Genomic DNA, 20,166 nt, shown 5'->3' on the forward strand with positions numbered 1-20,166 from the left:
TACAAATTAATTATCTTTATTGATGTAATCTCATGCAACATTTCACTTAAATGTACGACAGATCATAATAATATTAATAAAAAAATAATGAAAAAGCTAACCTACCTCGCTCTATCAGTGTTCTCTATATGTACTTTTGCACAGGACGTTTCACAGGAAAGAGTGAAAACCATCCTTTCTACCCTTGCGTCAGACGAAATGAAAGGACGTGAAATAGGAACTCCTGAAAATGAAAATGCAGCCAACTATATTGCCGCACTTTTCAAAGAAAATAATCTCGAATACTGCACAGGAAACTCTTACCTGATTCCTTTTCAATACAAAGGCCAAAAAGCATACAATGTATGTGGGGTTAAAAAAGGAACATCAGATCAGTATTTAGGGTTTTCCGGACACTTTGACCATATTGGAACCAGCAATAAAAGTGGCGATAATATTTATAACGGCGCTGATGATGATGCCAGTGGAATTACAACTTTGGTAGGTATTGCCGATTATTTTAAAAATAAAAAACCTCAGTTTTCAATGGTTTTCATGGCCTTTAACGGAGAAGAAAAAGGAATGCTCGGTTCCACAGCAATTTCTGAAGATAAAAATCTGGATAAGATCTATCATAAAATGACCGCTCTTTTCAATTTTGAAATGGTAGCCACCGAATCTCAATGGGGGAAAAATGCATTATATATGACCGGTGACAGCTTCTCAGACTTAGATGAACTTTTCAATAAAAATGCCGTAAATGGATTGGCAATAAAACCAGACCCCTATGCAAAAGAACAGCTTTTTTACCGTTCAGATAATGTGAGCTTTGTAAAAAAGAAAATTATTGCCCATTCATTTTCAACGGTTGACATGACTAAAGCATCACACTATCATCATGAAAATGATGATATTAACATTGTTGATTTTAATAATATGACACAGATCATCAATAACTTCGGAAAAACATTAGACCAGTTAAATCCTAAGAATTTCACTCCGAAATATAATGACCAGGTTAAATTTAACTAATCTTTAACAGCAATAAAACCGCCGTAATGGCGGTTTATTTTTTATCATACCGTCATTTCATTTCAATACTTCCATAGTATTATCCCCCTTATTTTGCTTCAAAAATAAAAGAGAACATTTCCCTGGTGTAACAAAAAGGTATTTTTTGAAACATATAAGATAAAGTAAAATAGGATTAAGAACGTCTTATCTTTTAATTTTACGTAATTTTGCTATCCAATTTTTTCATTGAATGAACCAATATATTAAAATACTGAAGTTCGCAAGACCTCACCAAAAATACATCTACGGAAGTTTATTTTTCAACCTTATGTACTCTGTTTTTCAGATTGCTTCCCTGGGAACTATCTTACCTGTTTTGGGGATGCTTTTCGGAACCATTGAGGCTAAAAAATACAGCAAAGCACCTGTTTATTCAGGAGAAATTTTAGATTTTTTCTCTTACGCAAAAGAATATGCCAATTATTATGTTCAGAGTTTAGTAACAGAGCATGGTGCACTTAACGTTTTGGCTTGGCTTTGTGTGATAACGGCTTTTATGTTTTTACTGAGAAACCTTTTCAGATATTTAGGTTCATTTTTATTGATCAATTATCGCGTAGGCGTTACTAAAGACCTTCGTGGAGCAATGTACAGAAAGATTCTTTCTTTGCCTGTTTCCTTTTTTACAGAAAGCAGAAAGGGAGATCTGATGTCTCGTATGTCAAATGATGTGGGTGAAGTTGAAGGTAATATTTTGGGAAGTTTAGTTGAATTAATCAATGCACCTTTTATGCTGATAAGCACACTGGTTACTCTTTTCTTTTTAAGTACAGAAATGACTCTTTTTTCACTTCTAGTATTACCTGTAATGGGGACGATGATTGCTTTAATAGGAAAAAGCCTGAAAAAAGACTCTCATCAAGCTCAAAATGAAATGGGAAATATTTTCTCGATTGTAGACGAAACATTAAAGTCTACAAAGGTGATTAAGATTTTCAGTGCAGAAAAAATAATGGACAATCGTTTTATGCAGTCAATGCAGAAATGGATTAACAGCTCTATAAGCTTAGGAAGAAAAAAAGAATTGGCATCTCCAATGAGCGAATTTTTAGGTTCGGTTACTTTTTTAATTATCGCTTGGTACGGTGGAAAACAAATCATTGTAGAACAAAGTATTTCACCTGCGGACTTTTTGGTTTTCCTGGGTATTTTTTTCCAGATTTTACCTCCTGTGAAAAGTTTATCTCAGTCAATTTCGAATGTGCAGAAGGGAGAAGCTTCTCTTGAAAGAGTTCTAGCAATTCTTGATGCTGATGTGAAAATTGACGAAATAGCAAATCCTGTTTCTATATCAACATTAAATAATTCAATCGAGTTTAATAATATTGGCTTTTTCTACGATAAAGATCATACGATTCTTAAAAACTTCTCACTTTCTATCCCAAAAGGAAAAACGGTCGCTCTGGTTGGGCAAAGTGGAAGCGGCAAAACAACAATTGCCAATCTTTTAGCAAGATTCTACGATGTTTCTGAAGGAGAAATCATGATTGACGGAACCAATATTAAAAATTTAAAATTACAGGAATATCGCAAGCTTTTAGGCATGGTAACGCAGGAATCTGTATTATTCAATGATTCCGTTTACAATAATATCCTGATGGGTAAGCCTGATGCTACAAAAGAAGAAGTTATTGCCGCAGCAAAAATTGCCAATGCAGACGCATTTATCACAAGACTTCCTGAAGGATATGATTCAAATATCGGAGATGATGGCGGTAAGCTTTCCGGAGGACAGAAACAAAGGGTCTCTATTGCAAGGGCTGTTCTGAAAAACCCACCGATCATGATCCTGGATGAAGCCACTTCTGCGCTGGATACGGAATCTGAAAGATTCGTACAGGATGCCCTGGAAAAAATGATGGAAAACAGAACTTCCCTTATTATCGCCCACCGGCTTTCAACGATCCAAAAAGCTGACTGGATTGTAGTTATGGAAAAAGGTGATATCGTAGAACAAGGAACCCACCATGAACTGATTGCCAGAAAAGGAATGTACAATAAGCTTGTGGAGCTTCAAAACTTCGACTAACTATTTTAAGTAATTTAAAATGAACCCTATACAAGAGTATTTCTACAGAATCGAAGAGCCTGAAAGAAGTACTCTTTTATTTTTGCGTGAAAAAATATTAGCATCGGATACGGAAAACATTACTGAGACTTTCAGCTTTGGACTTCCTTTTATCAAATACAAGAAGAAGATGCTGTGCTATTTCTACTACAGCAAGAAATATAAGAAACATTATATCAGTTTTTATCATGGTGATAAACTGGATTATCCCGAACTTACTCAGGATGGCAGAAAGAAGTTTAAAATCCTTCTAATTGACGTGGAAGAGGACTTACCCCTGGAATTTATATTGAGCCTGCTGGATGAGATTAAACAATACATCAGATAAGAAAGATTACAAAACGCTTGATATAAAAAGAAAGATGAAAAGCTGTCCCGTTTTTTATGACATTTGTACATCCATTCGTGGTATTTGTGCTTAAAAATAAAAAAGACCGTTCTCTTTCGAACGGTCTCATTTATATGATTTATTGTAAATCTTAATGTTTTAATTTGGCAATTACATCCAACCCTCCTGTTGTTATATCTCCGATCTTACAAGTAATCTCAGTATCCAACGGCAGGAATACATCCATTCTGGAACCGAATTTAATAAATCCGAACTCGTGTCCTGCTTTTGCCTGATCTCCTTCATTACAGTAGAAAACAATCCTTCTTGCCACATATCCTGCAATCTGTCTGAAGACTACTTTATGATGCGTCAGCGTTTCCACAGCAACGGTAGTTCTTTCATTTTCTGTAGAAGACTTTTCATGCCATGCTACCAGATATTTTCCTGGGTGGTATTTTTTGTAGATCACTTTCCCCGTTACCGGATATCTGCAGATGTGAACATTAAGAGGAGACATGAAAATAGAAACCTGGATTGCTTTTCCATTCAGAAATTCGCTTTCTTCCACTTCTTTAATCATTACTACTTTTCCGTCCACCGGAGCTATTACATTTTCTTTATGGTCAAGGATACTGCGGTCCGGAACTCTGAAAAACCAGAATACAAGACAGTAAATAACCAATAAAGGCATAATGATCACTAACGACCAGATTTTAAGAAAGTAAATCGCTAACACGCCCAATACAATAAAAAGTAGGGTTGCTACGGTAATCGTTCCTTTTGATTCTCTATGTAATTTCATGAGACTAAATAAATTTTTCTAAAATAAAGTACAAATATACGACAGGAACACAGATTATGAAACTATCCAGCCTATCTAATACTCCTCCATGCCCGGGAATGATGTTTCCACTGTCTTTTACCCCGAAATTTCTTTTCAATTGGCTTTCTACCAGATCACCTAAAGGAGCGAAAGCAGCCACTAAAAACCCGACTACCATCCAGTTTCCTCTAAGTTCCGGCTGATACTGTTCTATGAAGTATGATAAAACCAATGTTAAAACTACGCCTCCAGCATAACCTTCCCAGGTTTTTTTAGGAGAAATTTTAGGAGCCATTTTATGTTTTCCAAAGAATTTTCCTACAAGGTACGCAAAGGTATCACTGCTCCAGATCAGGACAAACAGAAAAAGAACCTCCAGAGAGAACGTATCGTTATAGCTGGAGAACTTAGGCAGCCCCAATGCAAAACTAAACGGTAAAGCTACGTAAATGACTGTAAAAATCAGTTTTCCGCTGTCGTAGTATAATTCGTTAGAATATTTAAATAGAGTGACTACAGCAATCCCAATTAAAGCAAGGGCCAGTATTTCACTCAACCTGAAATCAAAAAAGAAATCATGATTGAAATACCGCTTGGAAAAAATATAAAATATAAAAATGACCAGTGGAAATACCACCCATTTCTCATATCCTTTTCCAAACTTCATAACTTTAATACATTCCCATGATCCCACCACCAATAAAAGGCTGATCAGCCCATGGTAAAGGTATTGCTGTTTAATAAGTCCCGGGGAAATATTGTTGATCAATTGTGCTCCAATCGGAGTGGTACAAAGAATGATTATAGCTACATAAGCAATACCTGAGATCGTTCTTTGAATAAGGTTTTTGTCCAAAATTTAAAATTTAGAATTGCGTGCTTAGTCTTCAAGCAGTAATAGAAACAGTTTAGGACTGGAGGAAGAAGAACCGTCTAATTTTGACTGCCCTCCACTAATGGAAGTAAGGTTCTTGATATTTCCGTTCCTTTTTATTTTTCCCATTGCATCATTAAGGTTGTTCACAATCTGTGAAACATTGGCAATGATAATAATCTTATCTGGCAACCTTGAAGAATGGTAGTGAAGGATATTATTGTGTGAAAGCATAATTCTTCCGTCATAGGCAATCAGATATTCACAAGTGATAAATGCAGCGTTGTTGGATGGCTGTAATTCTGATGTGTAAGAAGACCTCACAACGTTCAAAAAGTTCTGAAGTTCTTTATCCCAACAGAACAGGCTATCAATACCTTCTATCTTAATAATTTGATTTAAAGTTTGTAGAGCCTCCGCTTCATCTGCACAATAATTAAAAAATCCCCCCGAATGCGTAAATAATTGCGCAAACTTATAGTCGAGATCCGCATTTTTCAGCGAGTCCCCAAGCTTCTCCAGACTCTGTTTGTCCTCTTCTTCAGGCTGGTTGGTAAGTTTGCTTACAATTCTCTTGAATAAATTCAACTTAATCTATTTTTAGTCAACTTTATACAAAAATAGAAAATTAATTACAATAGATTCTAAAATATCTCCTTAAATATGAAAAAACCTGACAATTTTAAAATTGTCAGGTTATATTTATCTTATTTTAAAGATCTTTAAAGTTGTGTCGGAGTTTCCGGAGCCTGTATTTCGCTCTCTTCTTCCTTCTCTTTTATTTGAGGAATATCCAATATTTCCTGTTTGTCTTTCTCCGGAATTGTATTGGTCACAGGTTTCTCTGTCAGTTCAGGATCCCATGCTCTCTTTCCAAATATGTCTTCCAAATCTTCACGGAAAATAACTTCTTTTTCTAAAAGCTTATTGGCTAAGGCATCAAGCTTATCTTTATTTTCTGTAAGAATTCTTACAGCTCTTTCATACTGATTTTCGATAATCATTTTGATTTCAGCATCAATTTTCGTAGCCGTATCTTCAGAATAAGGTTTTCCAAAAGAATATTCAGACTGCCCTGAACTGTCATAGTAAGAAATATTACCAATATTCGGGCTTAATCCGTAAACTGTAACCATTGCCTGAGCTCTTTTCGTCACTGTTTCTAAATCTGATAGTGCCCCAGTAGAAATATTGTTAAAGATTACTTGCTCTGCTGCTCTACCTCCTAACGTAGCACACATCTCATCCAGCATCTGTTCCGTAGTGGTAAGCTGCCTTTCTTCCGGAAGATACCATGCTGCCCCTAAAGAACGTCCTCTTGGGACAATCGTTACCTTTAAAAGTGGAGAAGCATGTTCTACCAACCATGAGATGGTAGCATGACCCGCTTCATGATAAGCCACTCTTTTCTTTTCAGAAGGCTTAATTGCCATATTTTTCTTTTCAAGACCTCCGATGATTCTGTCTACCGCATCAAGGAAATCCTGTTTTGTAACAGAGGTATGATTGTATCTTGCTGCAATAAGAGCGGCTTCATTACAAACATTAGCAATATCCGCCCCACTGAATCCAGGAGTTTGTTTTGCCAGGAAGTCTCTGTCTACATTGTCATCCAGTTTGATTTTTTTCAAATGAACATCAAAGATCTCTCTTCTCTCATGCAATTCAGGAAGGTCTACATAGATAGAACGGTCGAAACGTCCGGCTCTCATCAAAGCTTTATCAAGGATATCCGCTCTGTTGGTCGCTGCCATTACAATTACATTCACATCTGTTCCGAAACCATCCATTTCTGTAAGAAGCTGGTTCAGGGTATTTTCTCTTTCATCGTTACCTCCTGAGAAATTATTTTTTCCTCTGGCACGTCCGATGGCATCAATCTCATCAATAAAGATAATCGCCGGAGATTTTGCCTTTGCCTGGGCAAAAAGGTCTCTTACTCTTGAAGCACCTACTCCCACAAACATTTCTACGAAATCAGAACCTGAAAGCGAGAAGAACGGAACTTTAGCTTCACCAGCAACAGCTTTTGCCAATAATGTTTTACCGGTTCCCGGAGGGCCTACCAAAAGAACACCTTTAGGGATTTTACCACCCAGTTTGGTATACTTTTCAGAGTTCTTCAAGAAGTCTACAACTTCCTGAACTTCTTCTTTAGCTCCTTCCAATCCTGCAACATCTTTAAATGTTACCTGAATTCTTTCTTTTTCGTCAAACAGTTTTGCTTTAGATTTTCCGATGGAGAAAATTTGTCCGCCAGGGCCTCCGCCACCTCCCATCTTTCTGAAAAGAAGGAAGTAAAATAATCCTAAGATCGCAATCCAGATCAATGCAGACACTAAGATATCCATGAACGGGTTTTTACCTGCTCCGTAATCTTTTGTCGTTTTAATAGCTGGGTTTGTTGCTTTAACCTGATCAAATTTCTGAAGGAAAAGCTGGAGATCTCCATATTTTACAGAAAAATCTGCTTTAGGAGCCATTTCCAACGCCGAAAGTGGGTTACTTTCATTGGCAGATTTAGTTACCGTTGCTGCTTTTGCTGCTTTTGTAAGAAAAACGTCTGCTTTCTCTGTGTCTTTGTATATAATTACATTCTGGACTTTCCCCGCCTGCATTTCTCTAAAGAAACCATCTTCATCAATAGATTTTGCACTATCTCCTCCTAAAAAATTGGAGCCGAAAAATAGCAAAAGAGCTATGATTGCAATAGGAAAGAACCAGTTGAATCCTTTATTATTCATTTATACTTTTTAAAATTTTAAAATTCATTTTCTATTTTGGTAATGACTGCGTCACCCCAAAGTTCTTCTATGTCATAGTACTCGCGTACATCTTTTTGAAATATATGAACTACCACTGAAACATAATCTACAAGTATCCACATTGCATTTTCCGTACCTTCTACGTGCCAAGGTCTATCTTGAAGTTCGTTTCTTACTTTCTTCTCTACACTTCCTGCCAATGCAGATACCTGTGTATTTGAGTTTCCACTACATATTACGAACGTCTCTGCTACGGAGTTTTCAATGTTTGAAAGATCGAAGATCATGATATCTTCTCCCTTAACATCCTGGATAGCTTCAACGATTTTATCTAATAATGCTTGTTTTTCTGCTGTTTTATTCATTAAAAAAATACTATAATCTGCAAATTTATTGTTTTTTCTTTACTTTACCCTTACTTTTACCCCTTTAATGTCTTAAAGTTTTCTTAAATGAGCCAACTCTTCTACCTGAAAGAATGTTCTTCTACTAATGACGAAATATCCAAGTTTTTACTTTATGAAAATTCAGATTTTATAGGACTTCATACTTTTAACCAAACGAAAGGCCGCGGTCAGTATGGAAATGTATGGACTCAAACTGCCGGAAAAAACCTGGCTTATACGCTGGCAGTAAAGTCTCAGAGCATCTTGTGCTCTGACTTTATATTCAATTATTATACCGCAATTATTATCAGGGATTTCCTGGCCAAATTGGCTGATCATGACATCAGAATAAAGTGGCCGAATGATATTATCCTTAAAGGTAAAAAAATCGTTGGAATTTTGATTGAAAAGAAAAAAATTAATCAAAATAATTATTTCATTATCGGAGCCGGAATTAATATCCTTCAGGAGAAGTTTGACGAGATTTCCAATGCAGGATCCCTTCTCACGCAAACAGGACAGCTATTTGATCTCGAAAATGTAGCGGTAAACCTTCATGAATATGTATCTGAAAAACTGAAAAATATTCCTTCTGACCAGGAAATTCTGGACCTGTTCAATGCAAATCTGTTCCGGAAAGATGAGATCTCGGTTTTTGAAATTGAAAAAGAACGCCAAAATGGCATTATCCGTCATGCTGATGAAAAAGGTGAACTTTGGATAGAACTGGAAAACGGATTACGCTCTTTTTACCACAAAGAAGTAAAGCTCCTTTACTGATTGGCTCTTTTGATATATAAATAAAGAGTAAGCGGAAGGAATACCAGGTTCGGAAGCCACATCGCCAAAGCCGGCGGCAGGCTTTTATTCTCAGAAACCACCTTTAAAGCTTCAAATGAAAACACAAAAAGGAATGCTAATGAGATCCCAATCGCAAGGTTAACTCCAAGCCCTCCTCTTTTCTTCTGCGAGGATAATGAAAGCGCTAAAAAAGTCAGGATAATGATAGAAACAGGCATAGAAGTCCTTTGATACAGCTCATTCAGATAAGAATTCAGGTTACTGTTTCCTCTGGCTTTTTCTCTATCAATAAATTTTAAAAGCTCCGGTGTAGTTTTATTCTGTCCTAAAAGCTCATTAGGGAAAAGCTCTTCCGGGGAATGCCCATAGTTTTTCCTTAGCTCTATTCCATTACCCAGTTTTTCGGTATTGTCTTTATTAATGGTTTTTTCAAGATAATTGTTCAGTACAAACTGCTTCTTGGTAAGATCCCAATATACCTCACTGGCTTTCAGCTCATAAACCATTCTTCTGTCTTTATCATACTTCTGATATATAAAACTGGACCCTCTTTTATCCCTTTTATTCCATGAAGCAACAAAAATATACTCCGTTTTACTAAGCTGTGAAGATGCCGGGGCTGTTCCTAAAATCTTTTCCTTATTGGCAGCATTATAGGTATATGCCTCCAGTTCGTTTTTCTTGATATTGGCCCACGGAAGAACCAAATGATTGACCACCAGAGACATCAAGGCAATCAGAATGGAGGTATAAAGATAAGGTTTTGCAAAACGGTGAAAACTGGCACCACTGCTTATAATGGCTACAATTTCCGTATTATTGGCCATTCTGGATGTAAAATAAATCACTGTAATAAACACCAGAATAGAGAGAAATGTTACCACAAGATTAATAATCCAGAAAGGATAAAAATGAATAAGGAAGTACACCAGATCCAGCTTGGCATCAATAGCTTTTGCATTTTCTATCCTTGGAATCTTTTGCTGAACATCAATAACGAGTACTACTATAGACAGCAGTATCAGCATGAAACTAAAGGTTCCAAGATATTTTTTGATGATATATCTGTCTATTATTTTAAGCATAGTCTTCTACAGTCTTTGTCTGAGAACCGGAACTACAGAGTTTTTCCACTCATAAAAATCTCCTGCAAGGATGTGCTCTCTCGCTACTTTAACCAAATCAAGGTAAAATGCCAGATTATGGATAGAAGCAATCTGTTTTGCTAAATATTCTTTGGATACAAATAAATGACGAAGATACGCTTTTGAATATTCCCTGTCTACGAAGCTTGTACCAAACTCGTCTAAAGGAGAAAAGTCCTGTTTCCACTTTTCATTTTTAAGGTTCATTACCCCCTGCCATGTGAAAAGCATTGCATTTCTTGCATTTCTTGTAGGCATTACGCAATCCATCATATCAATTCCTAATCCAATAGATTCGAGGATATTCCAGGGAGTTCCCACTCCCATCAGGTATCTTGGTTTTTCTTTTGGAAGAATATCCGTAACTTCATCTGTAATCCGGTACATTTCCTCTTCGGGCTCTCCTACAGAAAGACCTCCAATAGCATTACCTTCTGCTCCGGCTTCTGAAATAACTTCAGCAGAAATTTTTCTTAAATCTGAATAGGTAGATCCCTGTACAATAGGAAAAAGCCTTTGTTTATGTCCGTATAATTCAGGATTATCATTGGTCCACTCTATACATCTTTTTAACCAGCGATGGGTAAGCTCCATTGATAATTTGGCTTGATTATACTCACAAGGATAAGGAGTACATTCATCAAAAGCCATAAAAATATCGGCTCCGATCTGTCTTTGGATCTCCATTGATCTTTCCGGTGAGAACATATGATAACTTCCGTCAATATGAGATTTAAATCTCGCTCCCTCTTCCGTCATTTTTCTGTTGCTCGCCAATGAAAATACCTGAAAACCTCCTGAATCTGTAAGAATAGGAAGATCCCAGTTCATGAATTTATGCAGCCCTCCTGCAGCCTGCATTGTTTCCATACCCGGACGAAGATACAGGTGATAGGTATTTCCCAGAATAATCTGGGCCTTAATGTCTTCTTTTAATTCTCTCTGATGAACTGTCTTTACACTCGCTACTGTTCCCACAGGCATAAAAATGGGCGTCTGTATTTTCCCATGATCTGTGGTAATTTCTCCTGCTCTGGCCTTTCCTTCGGAGGTTTTTTCTATATTAAAAAATTTCATTAGTATACTTTTAACTGATCGGGTCAGTAATTCATAATTTTATCAAATAGGGACTCCAATACCATCACTACTTCATGATAGGTGGAATTCCACTATTCTTCTGCTTATCTTTTATATATTTATCTGCTTTCGGATCTTTTTTCAATAAAATCTCCTGAGCATTATTGGCAATATCCTGCATCTCGTCTTTGATCACATAATATTTAAAACTTTCAACAAAATCATTGGGTTTTACCTTATGAGACTTAAGAATGAATCTTGTACCTGCCTCTAAATTACTGTTCTGATACATAAAAGTTGCCTGGTCATTGATCGTAAGATCTACCAGAATTTCAGCCATCAAATCTTTATCGACCAGATTTTTAGGCTTATCGATATAATCGTTGCATGAAAACATGCTTAACAAAACGAAAATAAACATCAGCTTTTTCATCAGCTTATTTTTATATTTTTTAACGATCTGATGGAGCTTCACATGTAAATTTCCCTCTGTATGAGAAGAACTAGTCATGCGTTGCTTCATAATCTGTTGATAATTGATTTCCACTTTAAGTTTAAAACACCAAAAACAGCTTCATGAATGATGCCACCGTTCATTTTACTCTCTCCTAAAATTCTATTGGTAAATATAATAGGAACTTCTACAATTTTAAAGCCTTTTTTATAAGCCCTGAATTTCATCTCTATCTGAAACCCATATCCCTTTAGTTTCACATTCTCCAAGCCTATATCTTCCAATACTTTTCGGGAAAAGCAAACGAAGCCGGCTGTAGTATCATGAATTGAAAGTCCCAGGATAAATCTCACATATTTTGAGGCAAAATAAGAAAGCAACACTCTTCCCATGGGCCAGTTGACCACATTTACCCCTTTGGAATAACGGGATCCAATCGCCATATCTGCATGAAGACAGGCTTCATAAAGCTTAGGCAAGTCATTCGGATTGTGAGAAAAATCGGCATCCATTTCAAAAATGTAATCATATTTATTTTCGATGGCCCATTTAAATCCATGGATATATGCTTTTCCCAAACCGTCCTTTATACGCCTTACAGACAAATGCAGATGATGGGAAAATCTTTTCTGAATTCCTTTTACCACCTCGGCAGTACCATCCGGAGAAGAGTCATCCACCACTAAAATATGAAAGTCATCTTCCAATGCAAAAACTGCGGAAATAATATTTTCAATATTTTCCTTTTCGTTATAAGTGGGGATAATGACTAGTTTTTTCATTTCAGTTTGCAAAGATAGTTTATTTAACCTTTTTATTTTATACAAAATAATCTATAATTTTGCAAAAAATACTTCTCACAGGTTTAACCGAATTTGATATTCACTAAATCTGAATCATATATAATATTATGGAGGAATATATTTTAGCTACAGATGAAGTAATAATAAAAATCTGTGCCAAGCTGTGTTATTTGTGGTTACATAAAAATTAAAAAAAATAAACTTTGCTATCGTCACAAAACTTTATAAATCAAGTAAGAATACCCGAGAATAATGACTGGGTCATCTTCATTCTTGTAGGCTGCATATTTTTATATGTTTTTATGATGAATATCATAGAAAGAGATGCTAGCCTTAAAGATTTTCTGCTTCAAAAGTATTTTGACGCAAGCAATAACCTGCCAAGCTGGATTATTACATCATGTGTAACAACGCTTACACTGTCTGTTTTAATTTCCCAGTACATTCCGCTGGTGCCTAAATATATTGCAGATGTACAGCTCTTAGGGTACCAGCTCAATAAATTTGGGTATACATTACTGGCGGTTCTGTTTTTTTATCTCATAAAATCTGCATTGGGCTTTTTATTTTACCAAAGTATAGGAGATGGAAAAAAATGGTCTATTTTTTATTTTACCTCCACTAAATTTTATTTTATCCTGTCATTTTTATTAATAATTCTTTGTGTAACCCACTATTACTTCCCTATTGACAGAAATAAAATATTTGTTTACTATTTTTTCTTCTTTTCTTTCGTGTTCATTTTCAAGGTCTTTTTCTATTTATTTCACAAGAACAAGATTCTTCCTGAGAAATGGTATTATAAATTTTTGTATATTTGCACCCTCCAAATAGCACCATTATTACTGCTTTGGAAGTTGTTATTTTTTTAATAAATGTCAATGATGAGAATAAAGTCTATATTGGTTTCTCAACCAGCGCCTAGTGAGTCTTCTCCATATTTGGATATAGCGAAGAAGGAAAAAATAAAGATTGATTTCCGCCCTTTCATCCACGTCGAAGGAGTTGACAATAAAGAACTCAGAACTCAGAAGATTGATCTGACGCAATATACCGGGATTATTTTTACCAGTAAGAATGCGATTGATCATTACTTCAGACTTGCAGAGGATCTGCGTTTTGCAGTTCCGGACACGATGAGATACATTTGTCAGTCCGAAGCCATTGCCAACTATCTTCAAAAGCACATTGTGTACAGAAAGAGAAAAATCAGCTTTGGAGAGAAAAATTTTTCAGACCTGCTTCCTCTTTTCAAAAAATTTCCTACTGAAAAGTATCTGCTGCCATCTTCAGATGTTTTAAGTCCGGATATTGTAAAAACTCTCGATTCTTCCAATGTAGAATGGACAAGAGCTATTATGTACCGTACGGTATGCAGTGATCTGACAGATATCACCATTAAAGATTATGATATGCTGATCTTCTTCAGCCCACAAGGAATTAAATCTTTACAGCAAAATTTCCCTGACTTCAAACAAGAGGAAACAAAAATCGGTGTTTTTGGAAACACTACTTTAGCAGCAGCTGAAGAAGCGGGTTTAAAGGTAGATCTAATGGCCCCCACTAAAGAAACTCCGTCCATGACAATGGCTCTGGAAAAATATGTTAAGGCTCTGCATAAATAGTCTATACTAAGAATTTAAAAAAAACCATCTTTTCCATAGGGGAAAGATGGTTTTTTTATTTTAAAAGCAATTAAGCATAAAAAATATACTGCTTAAAATCAAATATTTAATACATTATTCTTTTTCACAATATTGGGATTTTTTATAATTATATTTATTAAAATTTTATTATGAAAAAAATATTATTCTCTTTATTTTTATTCGCAATTGTATTTGTAAATGCACAAAATGACGACTGCTCAGGAGCAATCTCCCTAACTATAGGAACAGATTTCACTTCGGGAGTAATTACTTCCAATAATACAGGAGCAACTACTGACGGCTCTTTACCTTCATGTAATTCAGACGCTGTAGAAAACGTTTGGTTTACAGTTGTAGTACCGCAAAGCGGAAATCTTAAGATAGAAACAAAGGAAGCTTCCGGTTCCGGTTTTGATGACACTGTACTTACAGTTTACAGTGGAAGCTGTGGGTTTTTAACAGAAATTGACTGCAACGAGGATGATGGTGACGGCTATTTTTCACTTCTTTCGTTAACCGGGCAAACTCCAGGGGCTACTTTATACATCAGTGTTTGGAAATATGATGACACTACAGATAGTGGTGATTTTCAGATTTCAGCTTATGATCCTGTTCCACCAGCCAATGATGACTGCACAGGAGCAATCGCTCTAACCGTTGGAACAAATTTTGCTTCGGGAGCAATTACTTCCGATAACTCAGGAGCCTCCACTGATCAGTCTTCCCCTTCCTGTAATCCGGACGCTATTGAAAATGTCTGGTTTACTGCGGTTGTTCCGCCAAGTGGAAATATTGCCATAGAAACCAGAGAAACTTTCAACTCTGCATTTTATGACTCAACAATTTCTATTTATAGTGGAGACTGCAATTCACTGACAGAAATTGCCTGTGAAGATTATTTTTCTCCCATTACATTAACCGGACAGACTCCCGGAGCCACATTGTATATAAGTGTATGGAAAGCTGCCGACTATGCAGATAATGGAGCATTCGAAATCTCAGCTTATGATCCTATTCCACCAGCCAATGATGACTGCACAGGAGCAATCGCTCTAACCGTTGGAACAAATTTTGCTTCAGGAGCAATTACTTCCGATAACTCAGGAGCCTCCACTGATCAGTCTTCCCCTTCCTGTAATCCGGACGCTATTGAAAATGTCTGGTTTACTGCGGTTGTTCCGCCAAGTGGAAATATTGCCATAGAAACCAGAGAAACTTTCAACTCTGCATTTTATGACTCAACAATTTCTATTTATAGTGGAGACTGCAATTCCCTGGCTGAAATTGCCTGTGAAGATTATTTTTCTCCCATTACATTAACCGGACAGACTCCCGGAGCCACATTGTATATAAGTGTATGGAAATATGACGACTATGCAGATAATGGAGCATTCGAAATCTCAGCTTATGAACTTATTCCACCAGCCAATGATGACTGCACAGGAGCAATCGCTCTAACCGTTGGAACAAATTTTGCTTCAGGAGCAATTACTTCCGATAACACAGGAGCTTCCACTGATCAGTCTTCCCCTTCCTGTAATCCGGATGCTATTGAAAATGTCTGGTTTACTGCAGTTGTTCCGCCAAGTGGAAATATTGCCATAGAAACCAGAGAAACTTTCAACTCTGCATTTTATGACTCAACAATTTCTGTTTATAGCGGAGACTGCAATTCACTGACAGAAATTGCCTGTAAAGATGATTTTGGTTCCATTTCATTAACAAGTCAGACACCGGGAGCTACATTATACATAAGTGTATGGAAATCTAACGACTATGCAGATAATGGAGAATTCGAAATCTCAGCCTATGAATTTATTCCTCCTAGTAATGATAATTGTTCAGGAGCATCACCATTAAACGTGGGAACAGATTTTGCGTCGGGTTCAATTACTTCCGATAACACAGGAGCAACTATTGATGGCTCATTGCCTACATGCAATTCATATGCCGTGGAAAACGTATGGTTTACAGTTGTAGTACCACAAAGCGGAAATCTTAAGATAGAAACGAAGGAAGCTTCCGGTTCCGGTTTTGATGACACTGTACTTACAGTTTACAGTGGAAGTTGTGGTTCTTTAACGGAAGTTGGCTGTAACGAGGATGGTGGTGACGGTTATTTTTCACTTCTTTCGTTAACGGGGCAAACTCCTGGCACTACTTTATATATCAGTGTCTGGAAATATCGTGACACTACAGACAGTGGGGAATTCCAGATTTCGGCATATGATGACACGTTATTATCCACCCATGAAGTTTCTGAAAATGGCAACAAAATTCAGGTATTTCCTAATCCATTCAGTGATATTCTTACCATTTCTGATGTATCTCACGTAAAATCTATTCATATAACAGATATTTCAGGAAGATTAACCAAGGTAATTAAGAAACCTTCATCTTCGATATATTTAGGTGATTTAAAACAAGGAATGTATTTAATCACTTTAAATATGGAAGATGGAACTTCAAAAACCATAAAAACCATAAAAAAATAATTTCTTCAACGATATTAATGGTAAAGGCTATCTGATTTTTGATAGCCTTTCTTATATTTGAATAAAAATTAACATTGAATGAAATGTCCGTATAAAGCTCCTTTCAAAATGAAAGGTATCAGGATTTATTTTCTTCAGTAAAAAATCAAAATATTCGGATGAAAGCTCCACAGGCAAAAAAAATAGAAAAAATATTAGAAACTCACGGCGATAAAAGGACCGACAATTACTTTTGGCTTAACGAAAGGGAGAATCCTGAAGTTATCCGGTATATTGAAGAGGAAAATGCTTACGAAGAATTCATCATGAAAGACACTGAAGAACTTCAGGAAGCGCTTTTTGAAGAAATGAAGGCCCGTTACAAAAAAGACGATGAGTCTCTTCCTTATTTCTTTAATGAATACTGGTACATTGTACGCTATGAAGAGGGTAAAGAATATCCTATTTTCTGTAGAAAACATAAGAGCCTGGACAATCAGGAAGAGATTATACTTGACGTCAACATACTTGCCAAAGGTGAAGACTTCTTTGAAGTGGGGAGTGTAGCAGTAAGCCCGGATAATAAGCTGGCTTCTTTTTCTGCGGATAATGTAGGGCGGAGAATTTACACCCTGCAATTTAAAAACCTGGAAACAGGAGAGATCCTTCCGGACAGTATTCCCAATACCACAGGAAAGGCCGTATGGGCCAATGACAACAAGCATGTTTTTTATATCAGGAAAGATCAAAGCCTCCGCGCGTTTCAAGTATACAGACATGAGCTGGGAACTGATTCATCAGAAGATATTTTGATTTTCCATGAAGAAGATGACACTTTTGACGTAAATGTTTTCAAAACAAAATCATTAGAATATATTTTCATTGCAAGCTCAAGCACTATTTCTGATGAACACCGTTTCATTCCTTCTGATAATGTATTTGCAGAATGGACGATCATTCAGCCAAGAATAGATGATCTTGAATATTCTGTAGAGCATTATGAAGATGAATTCTATATCATTACCAATGCTGATGATGCCTTCAATTTCAAAATCGTAAAAACAAAGATCAGCAATTGTGGTATGGAAAACTGGGTTGATGTAATTCCTCACCGTGCTGAAGTTTTATTGGAAGGTTTCGAAATCTTTAAAGACTATCTGGTTCTTGAAGAAAGAGAAAGAGGATTGCTGCAAATCAAAATTATTGATGAAAAAACGCAGGAATCATATTATTTACCTTTCTCAGATCCCACTTACACTACCTATATTGGTGTGAATCTCGAATTTGACACCGAGATTCTGCGTTATGGCTATACTTCACTGACGCAGCCAAGCTCTACCTATGAATATAATATGAAAGAAAAAACAACCAAACTTCTTAAGCAGCAAGAAGTTTTGGGCGGAAATTTCTTCCCTGAAAATTATATTTCCGAAAGAATATGGGCTGATTCAAGAGATGGGGAAACAAAAATTCCAATTTCTCTGGTATATCATAAAGACACCAAAAAATCTGCAGACACTCCCCTTCTTCTGTATGGTTATGGAAGTTACGGACATACCGTAGATGCCAGCTTCTCCAATGTGAGATTGTCAATTCTGGACAGAGGATTTATTTATGCTATTGCCCATATCCGAGGTGGCGAATATCTGGGAAGAGAATGGTATGAAGATGGAAAAATGCTCTTTAAGAAAAATACATTTTTTGACTTTATTGATGCCGGAAAATATTTAATAAAAGAAAATTATACTTCATCCAGACATATGTTTGCAATGGGTGGAAGTGCCGGAGGGCTTTTAGTGGGAGCTGTTGTTAATTATGAACCTCAGTTATTCCATGGAATTGTAGCACAGGTTCCATTTGTGGATGTAGTGACAACTATGCTGGATGATACCATCCCTTTAACAACCGGGGAGTATGATGAATGGGGTAACCCAAATGATAAAGAATATTATCATTACATGAAAGAATATTCTCCTTATGACAATGTGGAAGCAAAAGATTATCCACATATGCTTATTACTACAGGGTTTCATGATTCACAGGTACAGTATTGGGAACCTGCAAAATGGACAGCAAAGCTGAGAGAATTAAAAACAGATGATAATATTTTAGTGTTCAAAACGGATATGAGCTCAGGACATGGAGGAGCAAGTGGAAGATTTGAATCACTGAAGGAAGATGCGCTGGAATATGCGTTTCTTTTAAAAATCAATGATAGCTTATAAATGATGGATGGTGTAGATTATAACAAAATTTTCGGCTTTAAATAAACAGTTAGCCATCACCATCATTAAAGGAATTATCAAAACTCTTATAACGAAGTTTTTTTGGGTCATAAAAAAATATTACGATCTAAAAAGAGATAGTAAACAGATATAAAAAACAAAACGGAAGAAATACTAAAAATTATTTCTTCCTAAAGAAAAATGCTAAAGAATTAACTTTATCATTTAGCACTTATAATTTATCATTTATAAAGGTATGAACGAATCCGAATATTGGAAAAAAATAGAACAATTCTTTGAAGATAATTTCCAGACAGAAAAAAATCCACCAATTGAAACCATATTATTTTTGATTGGGCTTCAGGAACTGGGGAGTGGCCAGCAAAAATATACGAAAGACGATAAACTGAATATCCTTCATATTGCGGTATGCAGATTATTAGAACCTTTTGGATATTATAAATTTACACATTACGAAGATGGATGGCCCCATTTTGATAAAGTAGAGGGCCTGCCTGAATTAAGACCCAATGAGCAGTCTCTGCTTATGAAAAAGGCGATTATTCAGTATTTTCAGGATGAAGAATTGCTATAAAGATAAAAGCTTGGATGTTTTCCAAGCTTTTTTTACTCACCAGCTTCATTAAGAAGAACACTGATTTTATACCAGGTATATTAGATTCTTAACAGCTAAATAAATCTTTAATTATTTTAAAATTTCCTCAAGCTGATTCAGTCCCATTTTAAATCCTTCTTCAAAGCCCATTTCCAATTGTTGTTTTAATGCTTCTGCCGACGGAAAATGAATATTGACAGTCACTTTTGTACCCTCTTCTACTCCGGTAAACCCGATAAGCCATTTTGACTGCCCGAAATTTTCATTTATATTGCCATTTTCATCACAGAAAGCATCGACTCCATCAAAACTTCTATGTTCCATAATTTCACCATATTTTACCTGCGCATAATGTCTTTCCCCTTCCGGTCCTACCATAGCGTATAACCAAATTCCACCTTCTTGAAAATCCTGCCTCTTTGTTTCACATTTCCAGGGCTTGGGCGCCCACCACTGATCCAATAATTCGGATTGAGTAAAATAGTTCCATACTTTTGAAACATCTGCTTCGTAAACTTTCATTACATAGACAGCATTTGAGTCAAAATCTTTGTTGAAAATGATCGTTGATTCCATAATTAATTATTTTTAATAAAGTTACTTCTTTATTTATTTACCGTACTTT

19 protein-coding genes are annotated in these 20,166 nt (G+C 36.1%); 9 read left to right on the forward strand and 10 right to left on the reverse strand.

Annotated elements, in window-relative coordinates; translation table 11 throughout:
• Positions 1-87 precede the first annotated feature (87 nt).
• The 3 genes from MP478_RS18685 (at position 88) to MP478_RS18695 (ending at position 3,449) form a co-directional block, all read left to right on the forward strand.
• On the forward strand, positions 88-1,011 hold the full coding sequence (locus MP478_RS18685; protein ID WP_257201300.1) for a M28 family peptidase: 924 nt from the start codon (positions 88-90) through the stop codon (positions 1,009-1,011).
• A gap of 232 nt (positions 1,012-1,243) precedes the next feature.
• On the forward strand, positions 1,244-3,082 hold the full coding sequence (locus MP478_RS18690) for an ABC transporter ATP-binding protein (RefSeq protein ID WP_230033751.1): 1,839 nt from the start codon (positions 1,244-1,246) through the stop codon (positions 3,080-3,082).
• Between the two features lie 19 nt (positions 3,083-3,101).
• A complete protein-coding gene (locus tag MP478_RS18695; protein ID WP_257190338.1) occupies positions 3,102-3,449 on the forward strand; it encodes a DUF1801 domain-containing protein in 348 nt (115 codons plus the stop codon).
• A gap of 151 nt (positions 3,450-3,600) precedes the next feature.
• Here MP478_RS18695 and MP478_RS18700 read toward each other — a convergent pair whose 3' ends face one another.
• The 5 genes from MP478_RS18700 to rsfS all read right to left on the reverse strand — a co-directional run bounded on the left by MP478_RS18700 (position 3,601) and on the right by rsfS (position 8,279).
• Positions 3,601-4,254: a phosphatidylserine decarboxylase family protein gene (locus MP478_RS18700; RefSeq protein WP_257190337.1), complete on the reverse strand. Its 654-nt coding sequence runs from the start codon at positions 4,252-4,254 to the stop codon at positions 3,601-3,603.
• Positions 4,255-4,258: 4 nt separating this feature from the next.
• On the reverse strand, positions 4,259-5,131 hold the full coding sequence (locus MP478_RS18705) for a phosphatidate cytidylyltransferase (RefSeq protein ID WP_257201301.1): 873 nt from the start codon (positions 5,129-5,131) through the stop codon (positions 4,259-4,261).
• Between the two features lie 24 nt (positions 5,132-5,155).
• Positions 5,156-5,737 carry an LUD domain-containing protein gene (locus tag MP478_RS18710; protein ID WP_209800513.1) on the reverse strand — a complete coding sequence of 194 codons (582 nt, stop codon included), beginning with the start codon at positions 5,735-5,737 and terminating at the stop codon, positions 5,156-5,158.
• Between the two features lie 134 nt (positions 5,738-5,871).
• Positions 5,872-7,893 carry an ATP-dependent zinc metalloprotease FtsH gene (ftsH, locus tag MP478_RS18715; protein ID WP_257190335.1) on the reverse strand — a complete coding sequence of 674 codons (2,022 nt, stop codon included), beginning with the start codon at positions 7,891-7,893 and terminating at the stop codon, positions 5,872-5,874.
• Positions 7,894-7,910: 17 nt separating this feature from the next.
• On the reverse strand, positions 7,911-8,279 hold the full coding sequence (rsfS, locus tag MP478_RS18720; protein ID WP_230033733.1) for a ribosome silencing factor: 369 nt from the start codon (positions 8,277-8,279) through the stop codon (positions 7,911-7,913).
• An 87-nt stretch (positions 8,280-8,366) separates the two neighbouring features.
• On the opposite strand from rsfS, the gene MP478_RS18725 reads away from it, so the two are divergent.
• Positions 8,367-9,080, forward strand: a complete 714-nt coding sequence (locus tag MP478_RS18725; RefSeq protein WP_257201302.1) for a biotin--[acetyl-CoA-carboxylase] ligase — start codon at positions 8,367-8,369, stop codon at positions 9,078-9,080.
• Here MP478_RS18725 and MP478_RS18730 read toward each other — a convergent pair.
• The 4 genes from MP478_RS18730 to MP478_RS18745 form a co-directional block, all read right to left on the reverse strand.
• Positions 9,074-10,186, reverse strand: a complete 1,113-nt coding sequence (locus tag MP478_RS18730) for an LptF/LptG family permease (RefSeq protein WP_257190333.1) — start codon at positions 10,184-10,186, stop codon at positions 9,074-9,076. The genes MP478_RS18725 and MP478_RS18730 overlap by 7 nt on opposite strands.
• 6 nt (positions 10,187-10,192) lie before the next feature.
• On the reverse strand, positions 10,193-11,323 hold the full coding sequence (tgt, locus tag MP478_RS18735) for a tRNA guanosine(34) transglycosylase Tgt (protein ID WP_230033720.1): 1,131 nt from the start codon (positions 11,321-11,323) through the stop codon (positions 10,193-10,195).
• A 67-nt stretch (positions 11,324-11,390) separates the two neighbouring features.
• Entirely contained in the window at positions 11,391-11,756 is a 366-nt protein-coding gene (locus MP478_RS18740) for a DUF4296 domain-containing protein (RefSeq protein ID WP_257201303.1), read from the reverse strand.
• An 86-nt stretch (positions 11,757-11,842) separates the two neighbouring features.
• Positions 11,843-12,559: a polyprenol monophosphomannose synthase gene (locus MP478_RS18745; RefSeq protein WP_257201304.1), complete on the reverse strand. Its 717-nt coding sequence runs from the start codon at positions 12,557-12,559 to the stop codon at positions 11,843-11,845.
• Positions 12,560-12,783: 224 nt separating this feature from the next.
• Here MP478_RS18745 and MP478_RS18750 point away from each other — a divergent pair, with 224 nt between their 5' ends.
• From MP478_RS18750 to MP478_RS18770, 5 genes are all read left to right on the forward strand, one after another.
• Positions 12,784-13,452 (forward strand): DUF4271 domain-containing protein, encoded by a 669-nt coding sequence (locus MP478_RS18750; RefSeq protein ID WP_257190331.1) that lies wholly within the window; start codon positions 12,784-12,786, stop codon positions 13,450-13,452.
• Between the two features lie 12 nt (positions 13,453-13,464).
• The gene (locus MP478_RS18755) at positions 13,465-14,205 is read left to right on the forward strand and encodes a uroporphyrinogen-III synthase (protein WP_047485086.1); all 741 of its coding nucleotides are present in this window, start codon (positions 13,465-13,467) and stop codon (positions 14,203-14,205) included.
• A 170-nt stretch (positions 14,206-14,375) separates the two neighbouring features.
• Positions 14,376-16,721 (forward strand): T9SS type A sorting domain-containing protein, encoded by a 2,346-nt coding sequence (locus MP478_RS18760; RefSeq protein ID WP_257201305.1) that lies wholly within the window; start codon positions 14,376-14,378, stop codon positions 16,719-16,721.
• A gap of 158 nt (positions 16,722-16,879) precedes the next feature.
• Positions 16,880-18,925, forward strand: coding sequence for a S9 family peptidase (locus MP478_RS18765; protein WP_230033704.1), 2,046 nt, complete (start codon positions 16,880-16,882; stop codon positions 18,923-18,925).
• Positions 18,926-19,181: 256 nt separating this feature from the next.
• Positions 19,182-19,520 (forward strand): hypothetical protein, encoded by a 339-nt coding sequence (locus MP478_RS18770; RefSeq protein ID WP_047484784.1) that lies wholly within the window; start codon positions 19,182-19,184, stop codon positions 19,518-19,520.
• A gap of 111 nt (positions 19,521-19,631) precedes the next feature.
• Here MP478_RS18770 and MP478_RS18775 read toward each other — a convergent pair whose 3' ends face one another.
• Complete coding sequence (locus MP478_RS18775; protein ID WP_257201307.1) at positions 19,632-20,117, reverse strand: SRPBCC domain-containing protein; 486 nt, start codon at positions 20,115-20,117, stop codon at positions 19,632-19,634.
• Positions 20,118-20,166 lie beyond the last annotated feature (49 nt).

The sequence above is a fragment of the Chryseobacterium sp. WG14 genome, assembly GCF_024586945.1.
Lineage (GTDB): Bacteria > Bacteroidota > Bacteroidia > Flavobacteriales > Weeksellaceae > Chryseobacterium.

Excerpts from the sequence above, each read along its gene's own strand:
- MP478_RS18685 (WP_257201300.1), top strand. The coding sequence starts at position 88 with ATGAAAAAGCTAACCTACCTCGCTCTATCAGTGTTCTCTATATGTACT.
- MP478_RS18690 (WP_230033751.1), top strand. The coding sequence starts at position 1,244 with ATGAACCAATATATTAAAATACTGAAGTTCGCAAGACCTCACCAAAAA.
- MP478_RS18695 (WP_257190338.1), top strand. The coding sequence starts at position 3,102 with ATGAACCCTATACAAGAGTATTTCTACAGAATCGAAGAGCCTGAAAGA.
- MP478_RS18700 (WP_257190337.1), bottom strand. The coding sequence starts at position 4,254 with ATGAAATTACATAGAGAATCAAAAGGAACGATTACCGTAGCAACCCTA.
- ftsH (WP_257190335.1), bottom strand. The coding sequence starts at position 7,893 with ATGAATAATAAAGGATTCAACTGGTTCTTTCCTATTGCAATCATAGCT.
- rsfS (WP_230033733.1), bottom strand. The coding sequence starts at position 8,279 with ATGAATAAAACAGCAGAAAAACAAGCATTATTAGATAAAATCGTTGAA.
- MP478_RS18725 (WP_257201302.1), top strand. The coding sequence starts at position 8,367 with ATGAGCCAACTCTTCTACCTGAAAGAATGTTCTTCTACTAATGACGAA.
- MP478_RS18730 (WP_257190333.1), bottom strand. The coding sequence starts at position 10,186 with ATGCTTAAAATAATAGACAGATATATCATCAAAAAATATCTTGGAACC.
- tgt (WP_230033720.1), bottom strand. The coding sequence starts at position 11,323 with ATGAAATTTTTTAATATAGAAAAAACCTCCGAAGGAAAGGCCAGAGCA.
- MP478_RS18740 (WP_257201303.1), bottom strand. The coding sequence starts at position 11,756 with ATGAAAAAGCTGATGTTTATTTTCGTTTTGTTAAGCATGTTTTCATGC.
- MP478_RS18745 (WP_257201304.1), bottom strand. The coding sequence starts at position 12,559 with ATGAAAAAACTAGTCATTATCCCCACTTATAACGAAAAGGAAAATATT.
- MP478_RS18755 (WP_047485086.1), top strand. The coding sequence starts at position 13,465 with ATGAGAATAAAGTCTATATTGGTTTCTCAACCAGCGCCTAGTGAGTCT.
- MP478_RS18760 (WP_257201305.1), top strand. The coding sequence starts at position 14,376 with ATGAAAAAAATATTATTCTCTTTATTTTTATTCGCAATTGTATTTGTA.
- MP478_RS18765 (WP_230033704.1), top strand. The coding sequence starts at position 16,880 with ATGAAAGCTCCACAGGCAAAAAAAATAGAAAAAATATTAGAAACTCAC.
- MP478_RS18770 (WP_047484784.1), top strand. The coding sequence starts at position 19,182 with ATGAACGAATCCGAATATTGGAAAAAAATAGAACAATTCTTTGAAGAT.
- MP478_RS18775 (WP_257201307.1), bottom strand. The coding sequence starts at position 20,117 with ATGGAATCAACGATCATTTTCAACAAAGATTTTGACTCAAATGCTGTC.